Origin of the sequence: Candidatus Poriferisocius sp., assembly GCF_965219775.1 — a bacterium.
Taxonomy (GTDB): Bacteria; Actinomycetota; Acidimicrobiia; order Acidimicrobiales; family Bin134; genus Poriferisocius.
The window spans coordinates 1,243,387-1,259,641 of the sequence record NZ_OZ244793.1 but is presented as its reverse complement, the minus strand read 5'-3'; the positions used below and the strand labels follow the sequence as shown (position 1 = coordinate 1,259,641).

The window sequence follows — 16,255 nt, the reverse complement described above, 5'->3', positions numbered from 1 at the left end:
GGCCGCCGACAAGGCAGCCAACAAGGCCGCCGCCCCAGAAAGGAACTGAGGACCATGCCGATCGAAGCCAGCGAAAAAGTGTGGATGGACGGCGAGCTGGTGGACTGGGCCGACGCCACCGTGCACGTGCTCACCCACACGCTCCACTACGGCAACGGTGTGTTCGAGGGCATCCGGGCCTACGAGACCGACGAGGGGCCGGCCGTGTTCCGGCTCACCCCCCACATTCGTCGTCTGTTCGCCAGCGCCAAGATTCTGCAGATCGACATCCCCTACACCGTGGAAGAGCTGGTGGACGCCACCAAGCAGACCGTGCTGGTCAACGGGCTGCAGAGCTGTTACATCCGTCCACTTGCCTATCTGGGCTACGGCGAGATGGGGCTGAACCCCCTGCCGTGCTCGGTGAACGTGGCCATCGCCGTGTGGCCGTGGGGCGCCTATCTGGGCGACGAGGGGATCGCCAACGGGGTGCGCCTCATGGTCAGCTCCTGGCAGCGTCACGACCCCAACGCCATGCCCACCGCGGCCAAGGGGTGCGGCCACTACATCAACAGCCAGATGGCCAAGGTGCAGGCGGTGAAGGCCGGCTACGACGAGGCGGTGCTGCTGTCGCCCCAGGGCTTCGTGAGCGAGTGCACCGGGGAGAACCTGTTCGTGGTGCGCGACGGCACCATCGTCACCCCGCCCACCTCGGTGGGGGCCCTGGAGGGCATCACCCAGGACGCCATCCGCACCATGGCCGGCGATCTGGGCATTCCCTACGTGGCCGACAACCTGTTGCGCAGCGATCTGTATCTGGCCGACGAGGCCTTCTTGTCGGGCACCGCCGCCGAGGTGGTGCCCATCCGGTCGGTGGACGACCGCGAGATCGGCGATCCCGGCCCGATCACCCGCAAGATCCAGGAGGTCTTTGCCGACGCGGTGCGGGGTCGTCAGGCCCAGTACCGCCACTGGAACGAGCATGTCGACCGCTGACGCGGGGGCCTCGGGTCCGGTATCGGGGGCCTCGCCTTCAGGTTCGGGTGCGCTACCGGGGGTGTCCGGGCGGCCGCTGCCGGCGGCGGTGGAGATATACGACACCACGCTGCGCGACGGGAGCCAGCTCGAGGGCATCTCCCTCACCGTGGAGGACAAGCTCCGCATCGCCCGCCAGCTCGATCTGCTCGGCGTCCACTACATCGAAGGCGGCTGGCCCGGTTCCAATCCCAAAGACGACGAGTTCTTCGACCGGGCCCAAGCGGAGTTGGCCCTGGAGACCAGCACCCTGGTGGCCTTCGGCTCCACCCGGCGGGCCAAGGGGCGTAGCGACGAAGACCGCACGCTGGCCAACCTGGTGGCCTCCGGCGCCCAGGTGGCCTGCATCGTGGGCAAGTGCTGGGACTACCACGTGCTGGAGGCCCTGCGCACCACCCTCGACGAGGGGGTGGCCATGGTGGCCGACTCGGTGCGCTTCCTGAAGGAACACGGAATGGCGGTGTTCTTCGACGCCGAACACTTCTTCGACGGCTACGAGAACAACCCGGACTTCAGCCTGGCCGTGCTGGAGGCCGCCGCCGTGGCGGGCGCCGATCGCCTGGTGTTGTGCGACACCAACGGCGGCTCTCTGCCAACCCGGGTGGAGCGCGTGGTGGGCGCGGTGGTGGACTACCTGGACACCCCGGTGGGGGTTCATCTCCACGACGACACCGGCTGCGGGGTGGCCAACGCCCTGGCCGGGGTGCGGGCCGGGGCCACCCAGGTGCAGGGCACGATCAACGGCTACGGCGAGCGCACCGGCAACTGCAACCTGGTGCCCATCATCGCCAACCTCAGCCTGAAGATGGGGGTGCAGACCGTGCCCGCCGACCGGCTGGAGCGGCTCACCGCGGTGTCACACCACGTGGCCGAGCTGGTGAACTTCACCCCCGATCCCCAACAGCCCTACGTGGGGTCGTCGGCGTTCGCCCACAAGGCGGGCCTGCACACCAGCGCCATCGCCCGCCGCCCCGACGCCTACGAGCACATCAATCCGGCCGCGGTGGGCAACGGCACCCGGTTCGTGGTGTCGGAGATGGCCGGGCGGGCCACCGTGGAGCTGAAAGCGCAGCAGCTCGGTCTGGAACTCGACGGCAAGGCGGTGGGCGAGATCGTGGACACCCTGAAGAAGCTGGAGCACGCGGGCTACCACTTCGAGGTGGCCGACGCGTCGCTGGAGCTGCTGATGCGGGGGGCCTCGGGGTGGACGCAGCCCTACTTCGAGTTGGAGTCGTTCAAGGTGTCCACCGAGCACCGGTCGGGCACCGGGGCCCGGGCCTGGAACGAGGTGGCGGTGGATATGGACACCGAGGCCACGGTGAAGATCCACATGAGCGGCGAGCGCATCGTGGCCACCGGCGAGGGCAACGGCCCGATCAACGCCCTGCACGCCGCCCTGATGTTGGCGGTGGGCGACCGCTACCCGGCCTTCCGGTCCATCTCGCTCATCGACTACAAAGTGCGGGTGTTGGACACCTCGGCGGGCACCGGTGCGGTCACCCGGGTGATCATCGACTCCACCAACGGCGACCGGGTGTGGACCACCATCGGGGTGTCCACCAACATCGTGGAGGCCAGTTGGCAGGCCCTGGTGGACAGCCTGGTCTACGGGCTTCTCCACAGCAATGACGCGGCCAACAGCAAGGGGGCAACTGCCCCAAAGGAGGCGACGTAGCGATGGCCGCTCCCGACTACGTGCCCGCCGACACCGCAACCGCCGACCGGTACTACGTCTCACCGCCCCGGCGGCCCCAGCCGTGGATGGCCGACCGGCCGGGGGAACTGGCCGGGGGCCAACCGGAAGGATCCGGCTTGGGCGTGCCCGGCCCCGATCAGGGCTACGCCCTGCGGCTGGCCCGCCGATTCGAGGACCGGCTGGCGCTGGCTCCCGGGGAACACGCCGAGGATGCCCTTGCCGGGTGCGTGGCCGTGGCCCTCAAGCGGGCGGCGGCCTTCGGGAGGGCGCCGGTGAGCGCCGACGTGGAGGTGGCCCTGCGGCTGTTCGGCTTCCTGTCCCCGACCCCCGGCGAGGCCCAGGTGGCCCGGCGCCGGGAGCTGTTCGCCGGGGTCGGCCATCCCCACCACTACGGCGAGGTGCGCCGCCTGGTGGATCTGGTGCCCGAGGCGGTTCTGCGACTGTCGCCCGCCGAGGTGGAAGCGGCTGGCGCCGACGGCCACCTCACCCTGCCGGCCCCGAGCACCGGTGAGCAGCACGGCTGAGCCGCGGGTGCGGTTCGCGCCGTCGCCCACCGGATACCTCCACGTCGGCTCGGCCCGCACCGCCCTGTTCAACTGGCTGTTCGCCCGGTCCACCGGGGGGACCATGATCCTGCGGATCGAGGACACCGACGAGAGCCGCAACCGCCCCGAGCTGACCGACGCCATCTTCGAGTACCTGGAGTGGCTGGGCATCGACTACGACGAGGGGCCCTACTACCAGTCGGAGCGGCGGAGCCGTCACCATGAGGCGGTACAGCAGCTCTTGGCCGACGGCCGGGCCTACCTGTGCGACGCCGACGACAACGAGGTGCCCGGCACCACCTGGGCTGACGGCTGGGCCGTCCGCTTCCGCACCCCACCGGGCACCACGGTCGTCCCCGACGTGATCCGGGGCGAGGTGTCCTTCGACCACGACCAGCTCGGCGACTTCGTGATCCGGCGCTCCGACGGGTCGCCCACGTTCGTATTGGCCAACGCGGTGGACGACGCCGACATGGCCATCAGCCACGCCATCCGGGGGGAGGACTTGCTGTCGAGCACCCCCCGGGCCGTGCTGGTGGCCGAGGCCCTGGGCGCCACCCCGCCCGTGTACGCCCACCTGCCGCTGTTGGTGAACGAGCAGCGCAAGAAACTGTCCAAGCGCCGCGACGACGTGTCCCTGGAGAGCTACCGCCAACGGGGCTACCTGGCCGAGGCCATGGCCAACTACCTGGCCCTGTTGGGCTGGGGGCCCCGCGACGAGGTGGAGATCCGGCCCATGGACGAGATCATCGGCCAGTTCCGCCTGGAGGACGTGAACCGGGCCCCGGCGTTCTTCGACCTGGTCAAGCTGGAGCACTTCAACGGCGTCTACATCCGGGATCTCGGCCCCGACGAGTTGCTGGCCGCAATGGCACCGTTTGTGGAGTCCGACCAGGTGCCGTGGCCGCCCGAGCGCTACCGGGCCGAGGTGGTGGCCGCCATGGCCCCCCTGGTGCAGGAGAAGCTGCGCACCCTGGCCGACATCGAGCGCCAGGTGGACTGGATCTTCCTGGCCGAGCCGCCCACCGATGAGCAGTCGTGGGAGAAGTCTGTGGTTCGGGCCAAGGCGTCGGCGGCCGTGCTCGACGACGTCATTGCCGCGCTGGGGAGCTGCCCGTGGGATCCCGAGACGGTCAAGGAGGCCGTGTTCGCCGCCGGGGCGGCCCACGGCCTCAACCGGTCCAAGTCCCAGGCCCCGGTGCGGGTGGCGGTCACCGGTCGCTCGGTGGGGCCGCCGCTGTTCGAGCCGATGGTCCAGCACCTGAGCCGTGAGGAAGTGCTGCGCCGCCTGCGGGCCGCCCGTTCCCGGCTGTAGCTCCTTCGCCCAAATCTGTTGTCGCCTGCTTCGGGTCGGGGGGTACACTGACCCCGCTCTCGGGAGTGGTGTAATTGGCAACACACCGGGTTCTGGTCCCGATATTGGGGGTTCGAGTCCTCCCTCCCGAGCTGAACACCGCTAACCTGCCGGCATCCTGATATCGTTCGACATCGACGGCACCCTGGAGTGCGGCGACCCGCCGGGGCCGATCTCGCTGGAGGCCGTGCGCGAGGCCAAGGCCCGGGGATGGGTCATTGGCAGCGGCTCCGACCGGGTGCGCTCCGATCAGCAGCGGCTGTGGGACACCCACGACATCGAAATGGACTTCGTGGGCGGCAAACACAACCTCGACCAGGTGCGCGACCAATTCGAGGCCGCCCGCTACGTCCACATCGGTGACACCGACGTCGACCGCCACTTCGCCCAGGCGGCCGGGTTCGAGTTCCTCCACGTGGACGACCTCAAGGGCATCCCCGGGGCCATCGCGGGCGACGACTTCTTCGACTGGCTGGGTTAGCCCAACCCCCTAGCCGGCCCCCCGCAACCGCCGCAGATCGGCGAGCACTGCTTCAAGGGCCGCCGCGGCGGCGTCCACGTCGTCGTCGCTGGTCGACCATCCCACCGACAGGCGCAGCGAGTGGTGGGCGTCGGCTCCCATGGCCTCCAGCACCGGCGACGGCTCCAGGCCTTCGGAGGCGCACGAGCTACCCGAATGGGCGGCCACCCCGGCCCGATCCAGGCCGATCAGCACCGCTTGGGGTTCCACGTCGGCGATGCCCACGCACACCAGGTGGGGCAGCCGTCGCTGGGGGTGGCCGTAGCTCACCACGCGGTCCAGGTTCAGGGCCCTCTCGCGGAGCCGATCGGTCTGGGATTGGGCCCGGCGGGCCTCGTCGTCCAGTCCGCCTTCGGCCAGCACGGCACAAGCCGCGGCCAAGCCGGCGATGGCCGGGCCGTTCTCCAGTCCGGCCCGGCGGGCCCGTTCCTGGTCCCCGCCCTCCAGCAGCGGCACCAGTCGCAGCCCCCGTCGCACCAACAGCGCCCCGATGCCCGGTGGACCGCCGAACTTGTGGGCGCTGATCGAAAGCAGATCGGCCCCCACCTCGGCAAAGTTCACCGGCACCCGCCCGCAGGCGGCCGCCGCGTCCACGTGGATCAGCACCTCGGGGGATCGTGCTCGACAAGCGGCCACCACTTCGGCCACCGGCTGCACCGTGCCCACCTCGTGGTTGGCCCACTGGCAGTGCACCACGCCGGTGTCGTCCTGGATGGCCGCGGCCATCCGGTCGGGGTCCACCAGGCCGGTTTCGTCCACCCCCACCACCGTGGCCCGTTGCCCGAGGGCCTCCAGCCGCGCCACCGAGAGCCGGACCGCCGAGTGCTCCACCGCGCTCAGCACCTGGTGGGGGCCCCGGCGTGACGCCCCCTGCACCACCGCGGCGATGGACTCGGTGGCCCCGCTGGTGAACACCACCTCACGGGACCGGGCGCCCAGGAATTGCGCCACCTGGCTGCGGGCCTCCTCGATTTCTGAGCGGGCGGCCAGGGCCTCGGTGTGCATACGGGACGGGTCGCCGTGCCCGTCGCCCCACCAGCGGTTCATGGCGGCCAACGCCTCGGGTCGAAGCGGGGAGGTGGAGGAGTGATCCAGGTAGTGGCGGCTGGTCACGGCACTCGGTCACCGGTGTCGGCGGTGCGGTTCACGGTACCGGTGGGGCGGGGTCGATGGGGCTGCTCACGGCACGGGAATGGGAGAGTCGATGCCGTAATCTACCGGCATGGCCCCCGCAGGAGACACTCCCGCCTCGGCGGGCCGGTCCATCCCCTTCACCGATCCGAGTTCCACCACCCGGGTGCTGTTGATCGCCTCCGGCAAGGGGGGGGTGGGCAAGTCGTCGGTCACGGTCAACCTGGGGGTTGCGCTGGCCGCCGCCGGGCACAACACCGCAGTGGTCGACGCCGACGTGTGGGGGTTCTCCGTTCCCAAGATGCTGGGTATCGACCAGTCACCCCAGATGGTGGGGGAGATGATCGTGCCTCCGGAGGCCCACGGGGTGCGGTGCATCTCCATGGGGTTCTTCGCCGAAGAGGACCAAGCGGTGATCTGGCGGGGCCCCATGCTCCACAAGGCGCTGGAGCAGTTCCTCACCGACGTGTCGTGGGACGACCCCGATTTCCTGTTGGTGGATCTCCCCCCCGGCACCGGCGACATCTCCATCTCGCTGGCCCAGTTCCTGCCCCGCTCCGAGGTGTACGTGGTGACCACGCCGCAGCCTGCGGCCCAGCGGGTGGCCCAGCGGGCGGCGTTCATGGCCGAAAAGGTCAACCTTACCGTGCGGGGCGTGATCGAGAACATGAGCTGGTTCACCGGTGACGACGGCAAGCGGTACGAGCTGTTCGGCGCCGGGGGAGGCCAGGAGCTGGCCGACCGGCTGGACGTGCCCCTCATCGGGCAGGTGCCACTGGTACCCGCGCTGAGGGAGGGAGGCGACGGAGGCCGGCCGATCGCCGCGGTGGCTCCCGACTCCGAGGCCGGACAAGTGTTCGCCGCCATGGCCGCCCACCTGCTGGACAACCCCCCACCCCGCCGCATCTACCGCCCCGAACTCAAGATCAGTTAGCTGGCTTAGACGCCAAGACCCACCTCAGGCCGCTGGGCGCGGGTTCGGGTTCTGGGCCTGATGTCGGCCCCCTGTGTCAGCGAGGGGTGAGACAGGTCCAGAGGGGGTCAGCAGACGAGGGGCAGGCCGGTGCCGGCTCGGGAAGCAGGAGCGGGAGGGGGTCCGGGGTCGGAGTTCGCGGCGGGATGTTGCGCCGGTGGGACTTGGGGGGACCGTGGTGGTGGTTGCGGTGGGTTTTGCGGTGGCAGGTGGGGCAGAGGAGGACGAGGTTGTCGATGTTGGTGGGGCCGCCGTGTTCCCAGGGGAGGACGTGGTGGATGTCGCAGGCTTGGGCGGCGAGGCCGCAGTCGACGCAGGCCTGGTCCCGGGCGAACAGGGCCATCCTCTGAGCCTGGTTGGGGGCTCGTTGGGTGCGGCCGAGGTAGAGGGGTTGGGCGTCGGTGCCGAAGATGGTGGGGATGATGTCGGCGTCGCAGGCGAGGCGGCGGAGTTCTTCGATGTCGATGGGGGTCCCGTCGATGAGTTCGGCGTCTTGGAGCACCCCGTAGATCGGATCCCACTCGGCGGTGACCACCAACGTCGTCTTCTGCGGCAACGGCCCGCAATTGGTGCCGTAGGAAGCCTCACCGTCGGTGCCGGAGCGGTTGCCTGCGGGTTGTTGGGTGATCAGCGCGACGAGGGCATCCGCGTTGCGTTGCTCGAACGACCGTTCTTGGCCGACTCGGCTGTCGTGGTGGAGCAGGCGGGTGTTCATGGCCGACAGGGCGGTTTTGACGCGTTGGCCTGCGATGGTGTCGAGTTCGGCGTGGACGATGACCATGTCGTTGTCCCCGTCGAACACGCTGGCGGTGCGGCGGGCGTGTTGGCGTTCGGTGCGGGTCATCCCATCGGCGGCCATGCGTTGGTTCTCCCTGGTGGCCAGCGACCGGCGGAACTGGTCGAACGACTGGGTCAGGGCCAGCTTGACCAGCTCGTACCCGTCACCGTCACGCAACGGTGCGCGTTCGTGGGAGGCGGCGATCAACTCGGCGTGGTCCATGGTGATGAACCCATCCCTTGCGGCATCCAACACATCGGGCAGTGCCCGCAACCCCTTGGCCGTCTTCGCCTGACGCTTGGCCTTGCGGGAACCCAAACCGAACTGCTGGCACACCGCCTCCACGGTTTCATCACCGGCGAGTTCGCCTAGCCGGACCAACAACCCGGCCTGGTGCGCTTCGATCTGGCGGCGGACCGTGTCGGTTTCCAACACCCTCTTGATCACCCCAGAGGCATCCAACTCCGAATAATCCTGCAACTCGAACTCGGCCACCATCGCCGCCACCGCATCCTGCACCCCGCCCGGCGGATCAGCAGAAGTGCCCGAGACTGTGCCGTTGGAAGAATCAAACTCCATACATGCAAGTATACCGGGGCGGGTGACAACATCCCCCCAGAATTAGGGCAAAAGCGGGATTTTGGAAGAAAAGTCTTGCCAGAGCATCCAATAGGCTGCTCAGTACTTGGGCAGGTCGCAGTCTTCCTCACCCTTGGCTGCCCAGTGGTTGGCAGCAGTCATCAGGGACAACATAATTGCGAACATGATGGGAAATGACAGGTACAGGGTGATTTCCGTGAACTGAATGATGCAGTTTCCAGCAGCCGCGCCGATTCCGGCAGCGGGAGGAACGGACATCATGTAACGTCTCCGTTCTCTCTTACACGCTAGGCGTCGCTCAAAGAGTTTCTTGATTTGTGCCTTCCTGTCTGCAATCTCTTGTTCATCCGGTGCAGTGTTCGCCATGGGATTCTGGGCCTCCGGGAATCTCTGCTGTGGGTGCTGCCCATCCGGTTGAGGCAGCCCCTTGCCATGGACATGATCTCCAGTGCGGTAGGAACTCCCTGTCGTATGGTGAATCAAGCTTACAGCCCGGGCAGCAGTGCGGGCCGGGGCACCGGGGGGCTGGGGTTGCCACGTCGGGTGGTGCCCCTGGGGGTGGTGGTGTCGCGTGTCAAGGTTCGTGGGGCAGGTCTGGGTTGGGTCAGCAGACGAGGGGCAGGCCGGTGCCGGCTCGGGAAGCAGGAGTGGGAGAGGGGTCCGGGGTTGGAGTTCGCGGCGGGATTTTGCGCCGGTGGGACTTGGGGGGACCGTGATGCTGGTCGTGCCTGTGGGTTTTGCGGTGGCAGGTGGGGCAGAGCAGGACGAGGTTGTCGATGTTGGTGGGCCCGCCGTGTTCCCAGGGAACTACGTGGTGGATGTCGCAGGCTTGGGCGGCGAGGCCGCAGTCGACGCAGTGCTGGTCCCTCGCGTACAGGGCGAGGCGTTGGGCTTGGTTGGGGGCTCGTTGGGTGCGGCCGAGGTAGAGGGGTTGGCCGTCGGTGCCGAAGATGGTGGGGATGATGTCGGCGTCGCACGCCAGGCGGCGGAGTTCTTCGATGTCGATGGGGGTGCCGTCGATGAGTTCGGCGTCCTGGAGCACCCCGTAGACGGGATCCCATTCGGCGGTGACCACCAAAGTCGTCTTCTGCGGGGTAGGCCCGCACTTGGCTCCGCCTCCGGGCCCACCCCCACTCTCAGCCGGGCGTCCGGGTTGTTGGGTGATGAGGGAGACGAGGGCATCGGCGTTGCGTTGCTCGAACGACCGTTCCTGACCGACGGTGGAGTCGTGGTGGAGCAGCCGGGTGTTCATGGCCGACAGGGCGGTCTTGACCCGTTGGCCTGCGATGGCGTCCAACTCGGCGTGGAGGATGACCATGTCGTTGTCCCCGTCGAACACGCTGGCGGTGCGCCGGGCGTGTTGGCGTTCGGTGCGGGTCATCCCATCGGCGGCCATCCGTTGGTTCTCCATGGTTGCCAGCGACCGGCGGAACTGGTCGAACGACTGGGTGAGGGCCAGCTTGACCAGTTCGTACCCGTCACCGTCGCGCAACGGGGCGCGTTCGTGGGAGGCGGCGATCAACTCGGCATGGTCCATGGTGATGAACCCATCCTTGGCGGCATCGAGCACATCGGGCAGTGCCAGCAACCCCTTGGCCGTCTTCGCCTGACGCTTGGCCTTGCGGGAAGGCAAACCGAACTGCTGGCACACCGCCTCCACGGTTTCGTCGCCAGCGAGTTCCCCCAACCGGACCAACAACCCGGCCAGGTGCGCCTCGATCTGACGGCGGACCATGTCGGTTTCCAACACCCTCTTGATCACCCCAGAGGCATCCAACTCCGAATAATCCTGCAACTCGAACTCAGCCACCATCGCCGCCACCGCATCCTGCACCCCACCCGGCGGATCAGCAGAAGTGCCCGAGACTGTGCCGTTGGAAGAATCAAACTCCATGCATGCAAGTATACCGGGGCGGGTGACAACATCCCCCCAGAATTCCAAGAAAAGTCAAGGAATCCTGTCAGAATGTCGAATTGGCTGCTCAGTACTTGGGCAGGTCACAGTGTCCCGAACCTTTGGTGCCCGAACCGCCAATTGTTTGAAGCCGGTGTGGGAAAGTGTTGATGTGTTGTCCAGCCCTTATTTGGGGGAATGTTGACAGTCCAGTCTCAGCAAGCGAGGGTCCGGTCAGTGGCGATGGCGCATGTGATGCTGCTGCCGACTGCGGGGCCGGTGGAGGCACCGTCGGATGCGTGGAGTTGGCCGCGGTCGTTGCTGCCCCAGTAGGCGGGGGAGGTCGACCACTTGACCGACACGGCCAGTCAGCCGGGGGACTCCCGCAACCGGTTGCGGGTTCTTGGAGCACGGTCCCTCTGTGGCGCATGGAATCCAAAATCCGAGGGGATCAAACGGTGGTGGGTCGGTTTGGGGAGGCGGGGTAGGGTGGGGGAGTGAGTTGGTTGGGTGAGGGCCGGGCCGAGGCTTCCACCACTTAGTCCGCGACCGCCGAGGCTTAAGGAGAATCAATGGCTCGATTCGGCAAGGTGCTCACCGCCATGGTCACGCCCTTCGGGGATGACGGATCGCTCGATCTGGACGCGGCCGCTTCCCTGGCCCAGTGGCTGATCGAGCACGGTAGCGACGGTCTGGTGGTGGCGGGCACCACCGGGGAGGCCCCCACCCTCACCCACGACGAGCAGATCGAACTCATCGCCGCCGTGGTGGCCGCGGTGGACGCACCGGTGGTGGCCGGAGCGGGGAGCAACGACACCGTGGCCGCGGTGGAACTCACCCAGCGGGCCACCGCGGCGGGAGCCCACGGCATCTTGTCGGTGACCCCCTACTACAACCGACCCTCGCAGGCGGGCCTGGTCGAGCACTTCGGCGCCGTGGCCCAAGCCACCGACCTGCCGGTGTTGATCTACGACATCGCCGTTCGCACCGGGCGCAAGGTGGACACGGCCACACTGCTGGAGTTGGCCCACCGCCACCCCAACATCGTCGGCGTCAAGGACGCGGCTGGCGATCCGGCCGAGACCGCCAACCTCATCGCCAGCGCCCCCGAGGGATTCGAGGTGTACAGCGGCGACGACAGCCTGACCCTGACGCTGTTGGCCGTGGGCGCAGTGGGGGTCATCGGGGTGGCCACCCATTGGGCCGGGGCCGAGTTCGCCGCCATGATCGCCGCCTTCGAGCGGGGCGACGTGGCGGCCGCCCGCCGGATCAACGCCGGGTTGATCCCCTCCTACGAGTACGAGACCGGCCTGTTGGCGCCCAATCCCGTTCCGGCCAAGGCCATGATGCGGGTGGTCGGCCAGCCGGTGGGCCGGTGTCGCCCCCCGATGGGCGGCGAGCCCGAGGGCTTGGAGGCCGACGCCGCCGAGGTGTTGGCGGGCACGCAACTCGGTGCCCATGGCTGAACCGGTCCGGATCACCTTTCTCGGGGGATTGGGCGACATCGGCAGGAACTGCGCGGCCATCGAATGCGGCGGCGACGTGCTCCTGTTGGACTGCGGGGTGCTGTTCGCCGACGAAACCATGCCCGGCGCCGACTTCGTGCTGCCCGACCTGGAGTACCTGCGGGACAAAGCCGACCGCATCGTGGGTTGCATCTGCACCCACGGCCACGAGGATCACATCGGCGCTCTTCCCCGGGCCCTGGACTGGCTGTCGTTTCCGATCTACGCCTCCCGGTTCACCCTGGGCTTGATCCGCAAACGCCTCGAGGAACGGGGCAACCTCCACCGCACCAACCTGCATCCCATCGGCGACCACGACCGCATCCGCATCGGATCGTTCGACTGCGAGTTCATTCCCGTCACCCACTCGGTGCCCTCCGGGTTGATCTCGGCCATTCGCACCCCGCAGGGGGTGGTCCTCCACTCCAGCGACTTCAAGCTGGACCTGAACCCGGTGGACGGCCGCCGCACCGATCTGGCCCGCATCGGGGCCATCGCCCGGGACGAGGGAATCCGGTTGCTATTGTGCGACTCCACCAACTCCGAGATTCCCGGCAGCTCCCGTTCGGAGTCCGAGGTGGGCCAGGTGCTCAAGGGGGTGTTCGCCGCCCACCCCGACCGGCGGCTGGTGGTGGCCGCCTTCTCCAGCCACATCCACCGGGTGCAGCAGATCGTGGACGCGGCGGTGGCGTCGGATCGGCTGGTGGCCACCCTGGGGCTGTCGATGAAGCGCAACTTCGCCCTCGCCCGGGAACTGGGCCTCTTGCGGCTGCCCGACCAGATGGTGATCGACGTGACCGGCGCCGAGCGGTATCCCCCCGAACGGGTGTGTGTGGTGTCGACCGGTTCCCAGGGGGAGACCCGATCGGCCCTGGCCATGGCGGCCACCGGCGACAGCCGATGGCTGGACATCGGCCCCGACGACGCCGTGGTGTTGAGTTCCAGCCCCATCCCCGGCAACGAGGCCCGGGTGGCCCGCATGATCAACAACCTGGTGCGGCGGGGGGCCCACGTGGTGCACAGCGGTCAGCTCGATGTCCACACCACCGGGCACGGCAAGCAGGACGAGTTGCGCATCCTGCACACGGTGGCCGACCCCGAGTACTTCGTGCCGGTCCACGGCGAGGCCCGTCATCTGGCGGCCCACGCCAACCTGGCCGAACGGATGGGCCAGCCCTCGGATCGGGTGGTGGTGGCCTGCGACGGGGAGCAGGTGGAACTGGGCGACCGGGGCCTGCGCAACCGGGGCAAGGTGACCACGGGGGCCTACTACTACGTGAACGGTCAGATGGTGGAAGACGACCAGGACCTGTTCGGCGAGCGTGATCTGCTGGGCACCCAGGGGGTGGTCACGGTGGTGGTGGCCGTGAACGGGGCGAAGGGCCGGTTGCAGGCTCGTCCCCGGCTGGTGAGCAGGGGATGGGTCGGGGCCGACAACGTGCAGGCCCTGGAGCGAGACGGGTCCGACGAGGTGGCCGCCGCGGTGGAAGCGCACCTGGCATCGGGGAACGCCGACGGGCTCGAGCGGGTGGTGCGGCGGGCCGCCGGTCAGTTCGTGAGCCACACCACCGGCCGCCGCCCGGTCATCGTCCCCGTGGTCGTGAACCTGTAGGGATGAACCTGTAGGGACAAGCTGTAGTCACCAGCGGTGGTTGCCGACCCGGGCAAGCCCTGGCTGCTCGCCATCCACCGGGCCGCATTTGCCAAACCGTTGGTTGGCGGTGTTGTCAATGGTACGTTTGTGGCTGTTGTGGCCACCAAGACCGCTCGAAAAGCCCCGGCCAAGTCCCGCGCCCCGGCCAAACCCAAGGCCGGTGAGGGTTCCAACTCCTGGCTGAAGCAGGCCCTGGCCGCGCTGTGGGCTCGGCATCGGATCGACATCGTGGCGGTGGGCTTCGTGCTCGCCGGGTTGGTGGCGGCCTGTGGGCTCTGGGCCGATGTGGCCGGACCGTTGGGCTCGGGGATGCGGACCCTGCTGGGCGCCCTGATCGGCGCCGCCCGGGTGGTGGTCCCCCTGGCGTTGGTGGGCATTGGGCTGGTGCTGTTGCGAGGGCCTCGTCCCGAACCGGCCGACGGCGATGAGGCCGACGGCCCCGGTGCCAAAGCCGACCGCAGCCCGCAGGCCGACGCCGTGCGGGCCGACGTGGTGCTGGCCGTGCGACTGGCCATCGGCACGACGCTGACCCTGTTGTCGGTGACCGGCCTGCTGCACATCGCCGTGAACCGGCCCGGCCTCGCCGACCTGGACGGGCTGATGGCCGCCGGGGGCGCCCTGGGCGTGGCCTTCGGTGGCACGCTGGCCGCGGTGGTCGGGGTGTGGGGTGCCGGCCTGGTGGTCGGGGCGTTCGGACTGCTGGGGATGGTGGTGCTCACCCGGGTGTCGTTGCGGGCCTGGGCCCGCCGGGTGGACGGCACCAAGGTCAAAGCCGGCCTGCACCGCATCGGCCGACGCTTCAGCCAAGCGGCGGGCTCGCCCAACGGATCGGCCTCCCCGCCCGCGGCAACACCGGATCATCCTGAACAGCCGTCCACCGCCGACGGGGATGCCGCTCAAGCCCGCGCGGCCGCCGGTGGCGCCGCCCACCCTGCGCCCGAACCCGAGCCCGCGCCCGAACCCAAGCCGGAGGCCTGGGTGGCCATCCCACCGCAAAAGCCCGCACCCGAGGCAAACCCACCGGCACCCAAGCCCTCGCCGCAATGGCGGGCCCCCGCGGTGGTCGGCGACCGCCCGGCGCGGTCCTCGATATGGAAGCTCCCGTCGCTCAAACTGCTGAAAGGCGCCGACGCCCGTCAGGTCAACGGCGATGAGGCCCACCGAAAGGGGGCCGCCCTGGAGCAGGCGTTGGCCGCCCACGACGTGGGCACCAAGCTGGTGGGCATGGTGGTCGGCCCCACCGTCACCCGCTACGAACTGGAGCTGGCGCCCGGGGTCAAGGTCAGCCGGGTCACCAGCCTCAGCAAGGACATCGCCTACGCCCTGGCCTCCCCCGACGTCCGCATCCTGGCCCCCATCCCCGGTCGCCAGGCCATCGGCGTGGAGGTCCCCAATCGCGACCGCCAGGTGGTGACGTTGGGCGGCATCCTGGCCTCCGACGACGCCCGCTCAGCCACCCATCCTCTGGAGGTGGCCATCGGCAGGGACATCAACGCCACCCCGGTGATGATGGATCTGTCCCGGATGCCCCACATCCTCATCGCCGGGGCCACCGGGGCGGGCAAGTCCTCGTGCATCAACTCGATGATCACCTCGGTGCTGATGCGCTCCACCCCCGATCAGGTCCGCATGATCCTGGTCGATCCCAAGATGGTGGAGATGGCCCAGTACGAGCACGTGCCCCATCTGCTGACCCAGCCGGTCACCGACCCGAAGAAGGCGGCCAACGCCTTGGCCTGGGCCTGTCGGGAGATGGATCGCCGCTACGAGGTGCTGGCCTCGGTGGGCGTGCGCGACATCGACGGCTACAACCACGCCTGCGACCGGGGTGCCGTGGCGGCCGACCGTCGACGGGGCATCGGCGATCCCGAGCCCCTGGAGCGGATGCCGCTCATTCTGGTGGTGGTGGACGAGCTGGCCGACCTCATGATGGTGGCCCCCCGGGACGTGGAGGACTCCATCTGCCGGATCGCCCAGAAGGCCCGGGCGGTGGGCATCCACTTGGTGATCGCCACCCAGCGGCCGTCCATCAACGTGATCACCGGCGTGATCAAGGCCAACATCCCCGCCCGGCTGGCCTTTGCCGTGTCCAGCCAGACCGACAGCCGGGTGATTCTCGACCAGCAAGGGGCCGAACGCCTGGTGGGCCGGGGCGACATGTTGCTGCTCAGCCCCACATCCACCTCCGCCCAGCGCATCCAGGGCGCCTGGGTGACCGAAGAAGAAGTGCGCAACGTGGTGGCCTGGTGGCGACGCCAAGCCGCCAAGATGGAACCGGCGGGCCAGGGGCGCTCGGTAACCGCCGACGGCCGGGGCAACGCCTCAGGAGACGACGACCCGCTGGCCCCCGCTCCCTCCTCCGGTGCCGATCGGCCTGGCAGCGAGGACGACGAGCTGTTGTCGCAGGCCATGAAGCTGGTAGTGGAGAGCCAGCTCGGTTCGACGTCGATGCTCCAACGCAAGCTCCGGGTGGGGTTTGCCCGGGCGGGCCGGCTGATGGATCTGCTGGAACAGCAGGGTGTGGTCGGACCCTCCGAGGGGTCGAAAGCCCGAGAGGTGCTGATGACCCCCGACGAGCTGTCCTGAGTCGG

13 protein-coding genes and 1 tRNA gene are annotated in these 16,255 nt (G+C 68.7%); 10 read left to right on the top strand and 4 right to left on the bottom strand.

Annotated features, from left to right (window positions below; translation table 11 throughout):
• Positions 1-54 precede the first annotated feature (54 nt).
• From ACOQPQ_RS05780 to ACOQPQ_RS05755, 6 genes are all read left to right on the top strand, one after another.
• Positions 55-975, top strand: coding sequence for a branched-chain amino acid transaminase (locus tag ACOQPQ_RS05780; RefSeq protein ID WP_420638491.1), 921 nt, complete (start codon positions 55-57; stop codon positions 973-975).
• Positions 962-2,689: a citramalate synthase gene (gene cimA / locus ACOQPQ_RS05775; protein WP_420638490.1), complete on the top strand. Its 1,728-nt coding sequence runs from the start codon at positions 962-964 to the stop codon at positions 2,687-2,689. The genes ACOQPQ_RS05780 and cimA overlap by 14 nt, the downstream gene beginning before the upstream one ends.
• Before the next feature lie 2 nt (positions 2,690-2,691).
• Positions 2,692-3,234 carry a hypothetical protein gene (locus ACOQPQ_RS05770; protein WP_420638489.1) on the top strand — a complete coding sequence of 181 codons (543 nt, stop codon included), beginning with the start codon at positions 2,692-2,694 and terminating at the stop codon, positions 3,232-3,234.
• Positions 3,218-4,570: a glutamate--tRNA ligase gene (locus ACOQPQ_RS05765; protein ID WP_420638488.1), complete on the top strand. Its 1,353-nt coding sequence runs from the start codon at positions 3,218-3,220 to the stop codon at positions 4,568-4,570. Before ACOQPQ_RS05770 ends, ACOQPQ_RS05765 begins: the two co-directional genes overlap by 17 nt.
• Before the next feature lie 59 nt (positions 4,571-4,629).
• Positions 4,630-4,701 (top strand) — tRNA-Gln (locus ACOQPQ_RS05760).
• A 95-nt stretch (positions 4,702-4,796) separates the two neighbouring features.
• Complete coding sequence (locus ACOQPQ_RS05755) at positions 4,797-5,090, top strand: DUF7124 domain-containing protein (protein ID WP_420638487.1); 294 nt, start codon at positions 4,797-4,799, stop codon at positions 5,088-5,090.
• A gap of 9 nt (positions 5,091-5,099) precedes the next feature.
• Here the strand turns inward: ACOQPQ_RS05755 and ACOQPQ_RS05750 are convergent, their stop codons facing one another.
• On the bottom strand, positions 5,100-6,242 hold the full coding sequence (locus tag ACOQPQ_RS05750; RefSeq protein WP_420638486.1) for a cysteine desulfurase family protein: 1,143 nt from the start codon (positions 6,240-6,242) through the stop codon (positions 5,100-5,102).
• Positions 6,243-6,351: 109 nt separating this feature from the next.
• On the opposite strand from ACOQPQ_RS05750, the gene ACOQPQ_RS05745 reads away from it, so the two are divergent.
• Positions 6,352-7,194: an Mrp/NBP35 family ATP-binding protein gene (locus tag ACOQPQ_RS05745; protein ID WP_420638485.1), complete on the top strand. Its 843-nt coding sequence runs from the start codon at positions 6,352-6,354 to the stop codon at positions 7,192-7,194.
• Between the two features lie 76 nt (positions 7,195-7,270).
• Here the strand turns inward: ACOQPQ_RS05745 and ACOQPQ_RS05740 are convergent, their stop codons facing one another.
• From ACOQPQ_RS05740 to ACOQPQ_RS05730, 3 genes are all read right to left on the bottom strand, one after another.
• Complete coding sequence (locus ACOQPQ_RS05740; protein ID WP_420638484.1) at positions 7,271-8,590, bottom strand: DUF222 domain-containing protein; 1,320 nt, start codon at positions 8,588-8,590, stop codon at positions 7,271-7,273.
• A 99-nt stretch (positions 8,591-8,689) separates the two neighbouring features.
• Complete coding sequence (locus tag ACOQPQ_RS05735; protein WP_420638483.1) at positions 8,690-8,977, bottom strand: hypothetical protein; 288 nt, start codon at positions 8,975-8,977, stop codon at positions 8,690-8,692.
• A 238-nt stretch (positions 8,978-9,215) separates the two neighbouring features.
• On the bottom strand, positions 9,216-10,505 hold the full coding sequence (locus tag ACOQPQ_RS05730; RefSeq protein WP_420638482.1) for a DUF222 domain-containing protein: 1,290 nt from the start codon (positions 10,503-10,505) through the stop codon (positions 9,216-9,218).
• A gap of 572 nt (positions 10,506-11,077) precedes the next feature.
• Here ACOQPQ_RS05730 and dapA point away from each other — a divergent pair.
• From dapA to ACOQPQ_RS05715, 3 genes are all read left to right on the top strand, one after another.
• Complete coding sequence (gene dapA / locus ACOQPQ_RS05725; protein WP_420638481.1) at positions 11,078-11,971, top strand: 4-hydroxy-tetrahydrodipicolinate synthase; 894 nt, start codon at positions 11,078-11,080, stop codon at positions 11,969-11,971.
• Positions 11,964-13,622 (top strand): ribonuclease J, encoded by a 1,659-nt coding sequence (locus tag ACOQPQ_RS05720; RefSeq protein ID WP_420638480.1) that lies wholly within the window; start codon positions 11,964-11,966, stop codon positions 13,620-13,622. Before dapA ends, ACOQPQ_RS05720 begins: the two co-directional genes overlap by 8 nt.
• Before the next feature lie 129 nt (positions 13,623-13,751).
• On the top strand, positions 13,752-16,250 hold the full coding sequence (locus ACOQPQ_RS05715) for a DNA translocase FtsK 4TM domain-containing protein (protein ID WP_420638479.1): 2,499 nt from the start codon (positions 13,752-13,754) through the stop codon (positions 16,248-16,250).
• Positions 16,251-16,255 lie beyond the last annotated feature (5 nt).

What these genes read in the sequence shown, in the direction of transcription:
- ACOQPQ_RS05780 (WP_420638491.1), top strand. Translation starts at nt 55, where the DNA reads ATGCCGATCGAAGCCAGCGAAAAAGTGTGGATGGACGGCGAGCTGGTG.
- cimA (WP_420638490.1), top strand. Translation starts at nt 962, where the DNA reads ATGTCGACCGCTGACGCGGGGGCCTCGGGTCCGGTATCGGGGGCCTCG.
- ACOQPQ_RS05770 (WP_420638489.1), top strand. Translation starts at nt 2,692, where the DNA reads ATGGCCGCTCCCGACTACGTGCCCGCCGACACCGCAACCGCCGACCGG.
- ACOQPQ_RS05745 (WP_420638485.1), top strand. Translation starts at nt 6,352, where the DNA reads ATGGCCCCCGCAGGAGACACTCCCGCCTCGGCGGGCCGGTCCATCCCC.
- ACOQPQ_RS05740 (WP_420638484.1), bottom strand. Translation starts at nt 8,590, where the DNA reads ATGGAGTTTGATTCTTCCAACGGCACAGTCTCGGGCACTTCTGCTGAT.
- ACOQPQ_RS05735 (WP_420638483.1), bottom strand. Translation starts at nt 8,977, where the DNA reads ATGGCGAACACTGCACCGGATGAACAAGAGATTGCAGACAGGAAGGCA.
- ACOQPQ_RS05730 (WP_420638482.1), bottom strand. Translation starts at nt 10,505, where the DNA reads ATGGAGTTTGATTCTTCCAACGGCACAGTCTCGGGCACTTCTGCTGAT.
- dapA (WP_420638481.1), top strand. Translation starts at nt 11,078, where the DNA reads ATGGCTCGATTCGGCAAGGTGCTCACCGCCATGGTCACGCCCTTCGGG.
- ACOQPQ_RS05720 (WP_420638480.1), top strand. Translation starts at nt 11,964, where the DNA reads ATGGCTGAACCGGTCCGGATCACCTTTCTCGGGGGATTGGGCGACATC.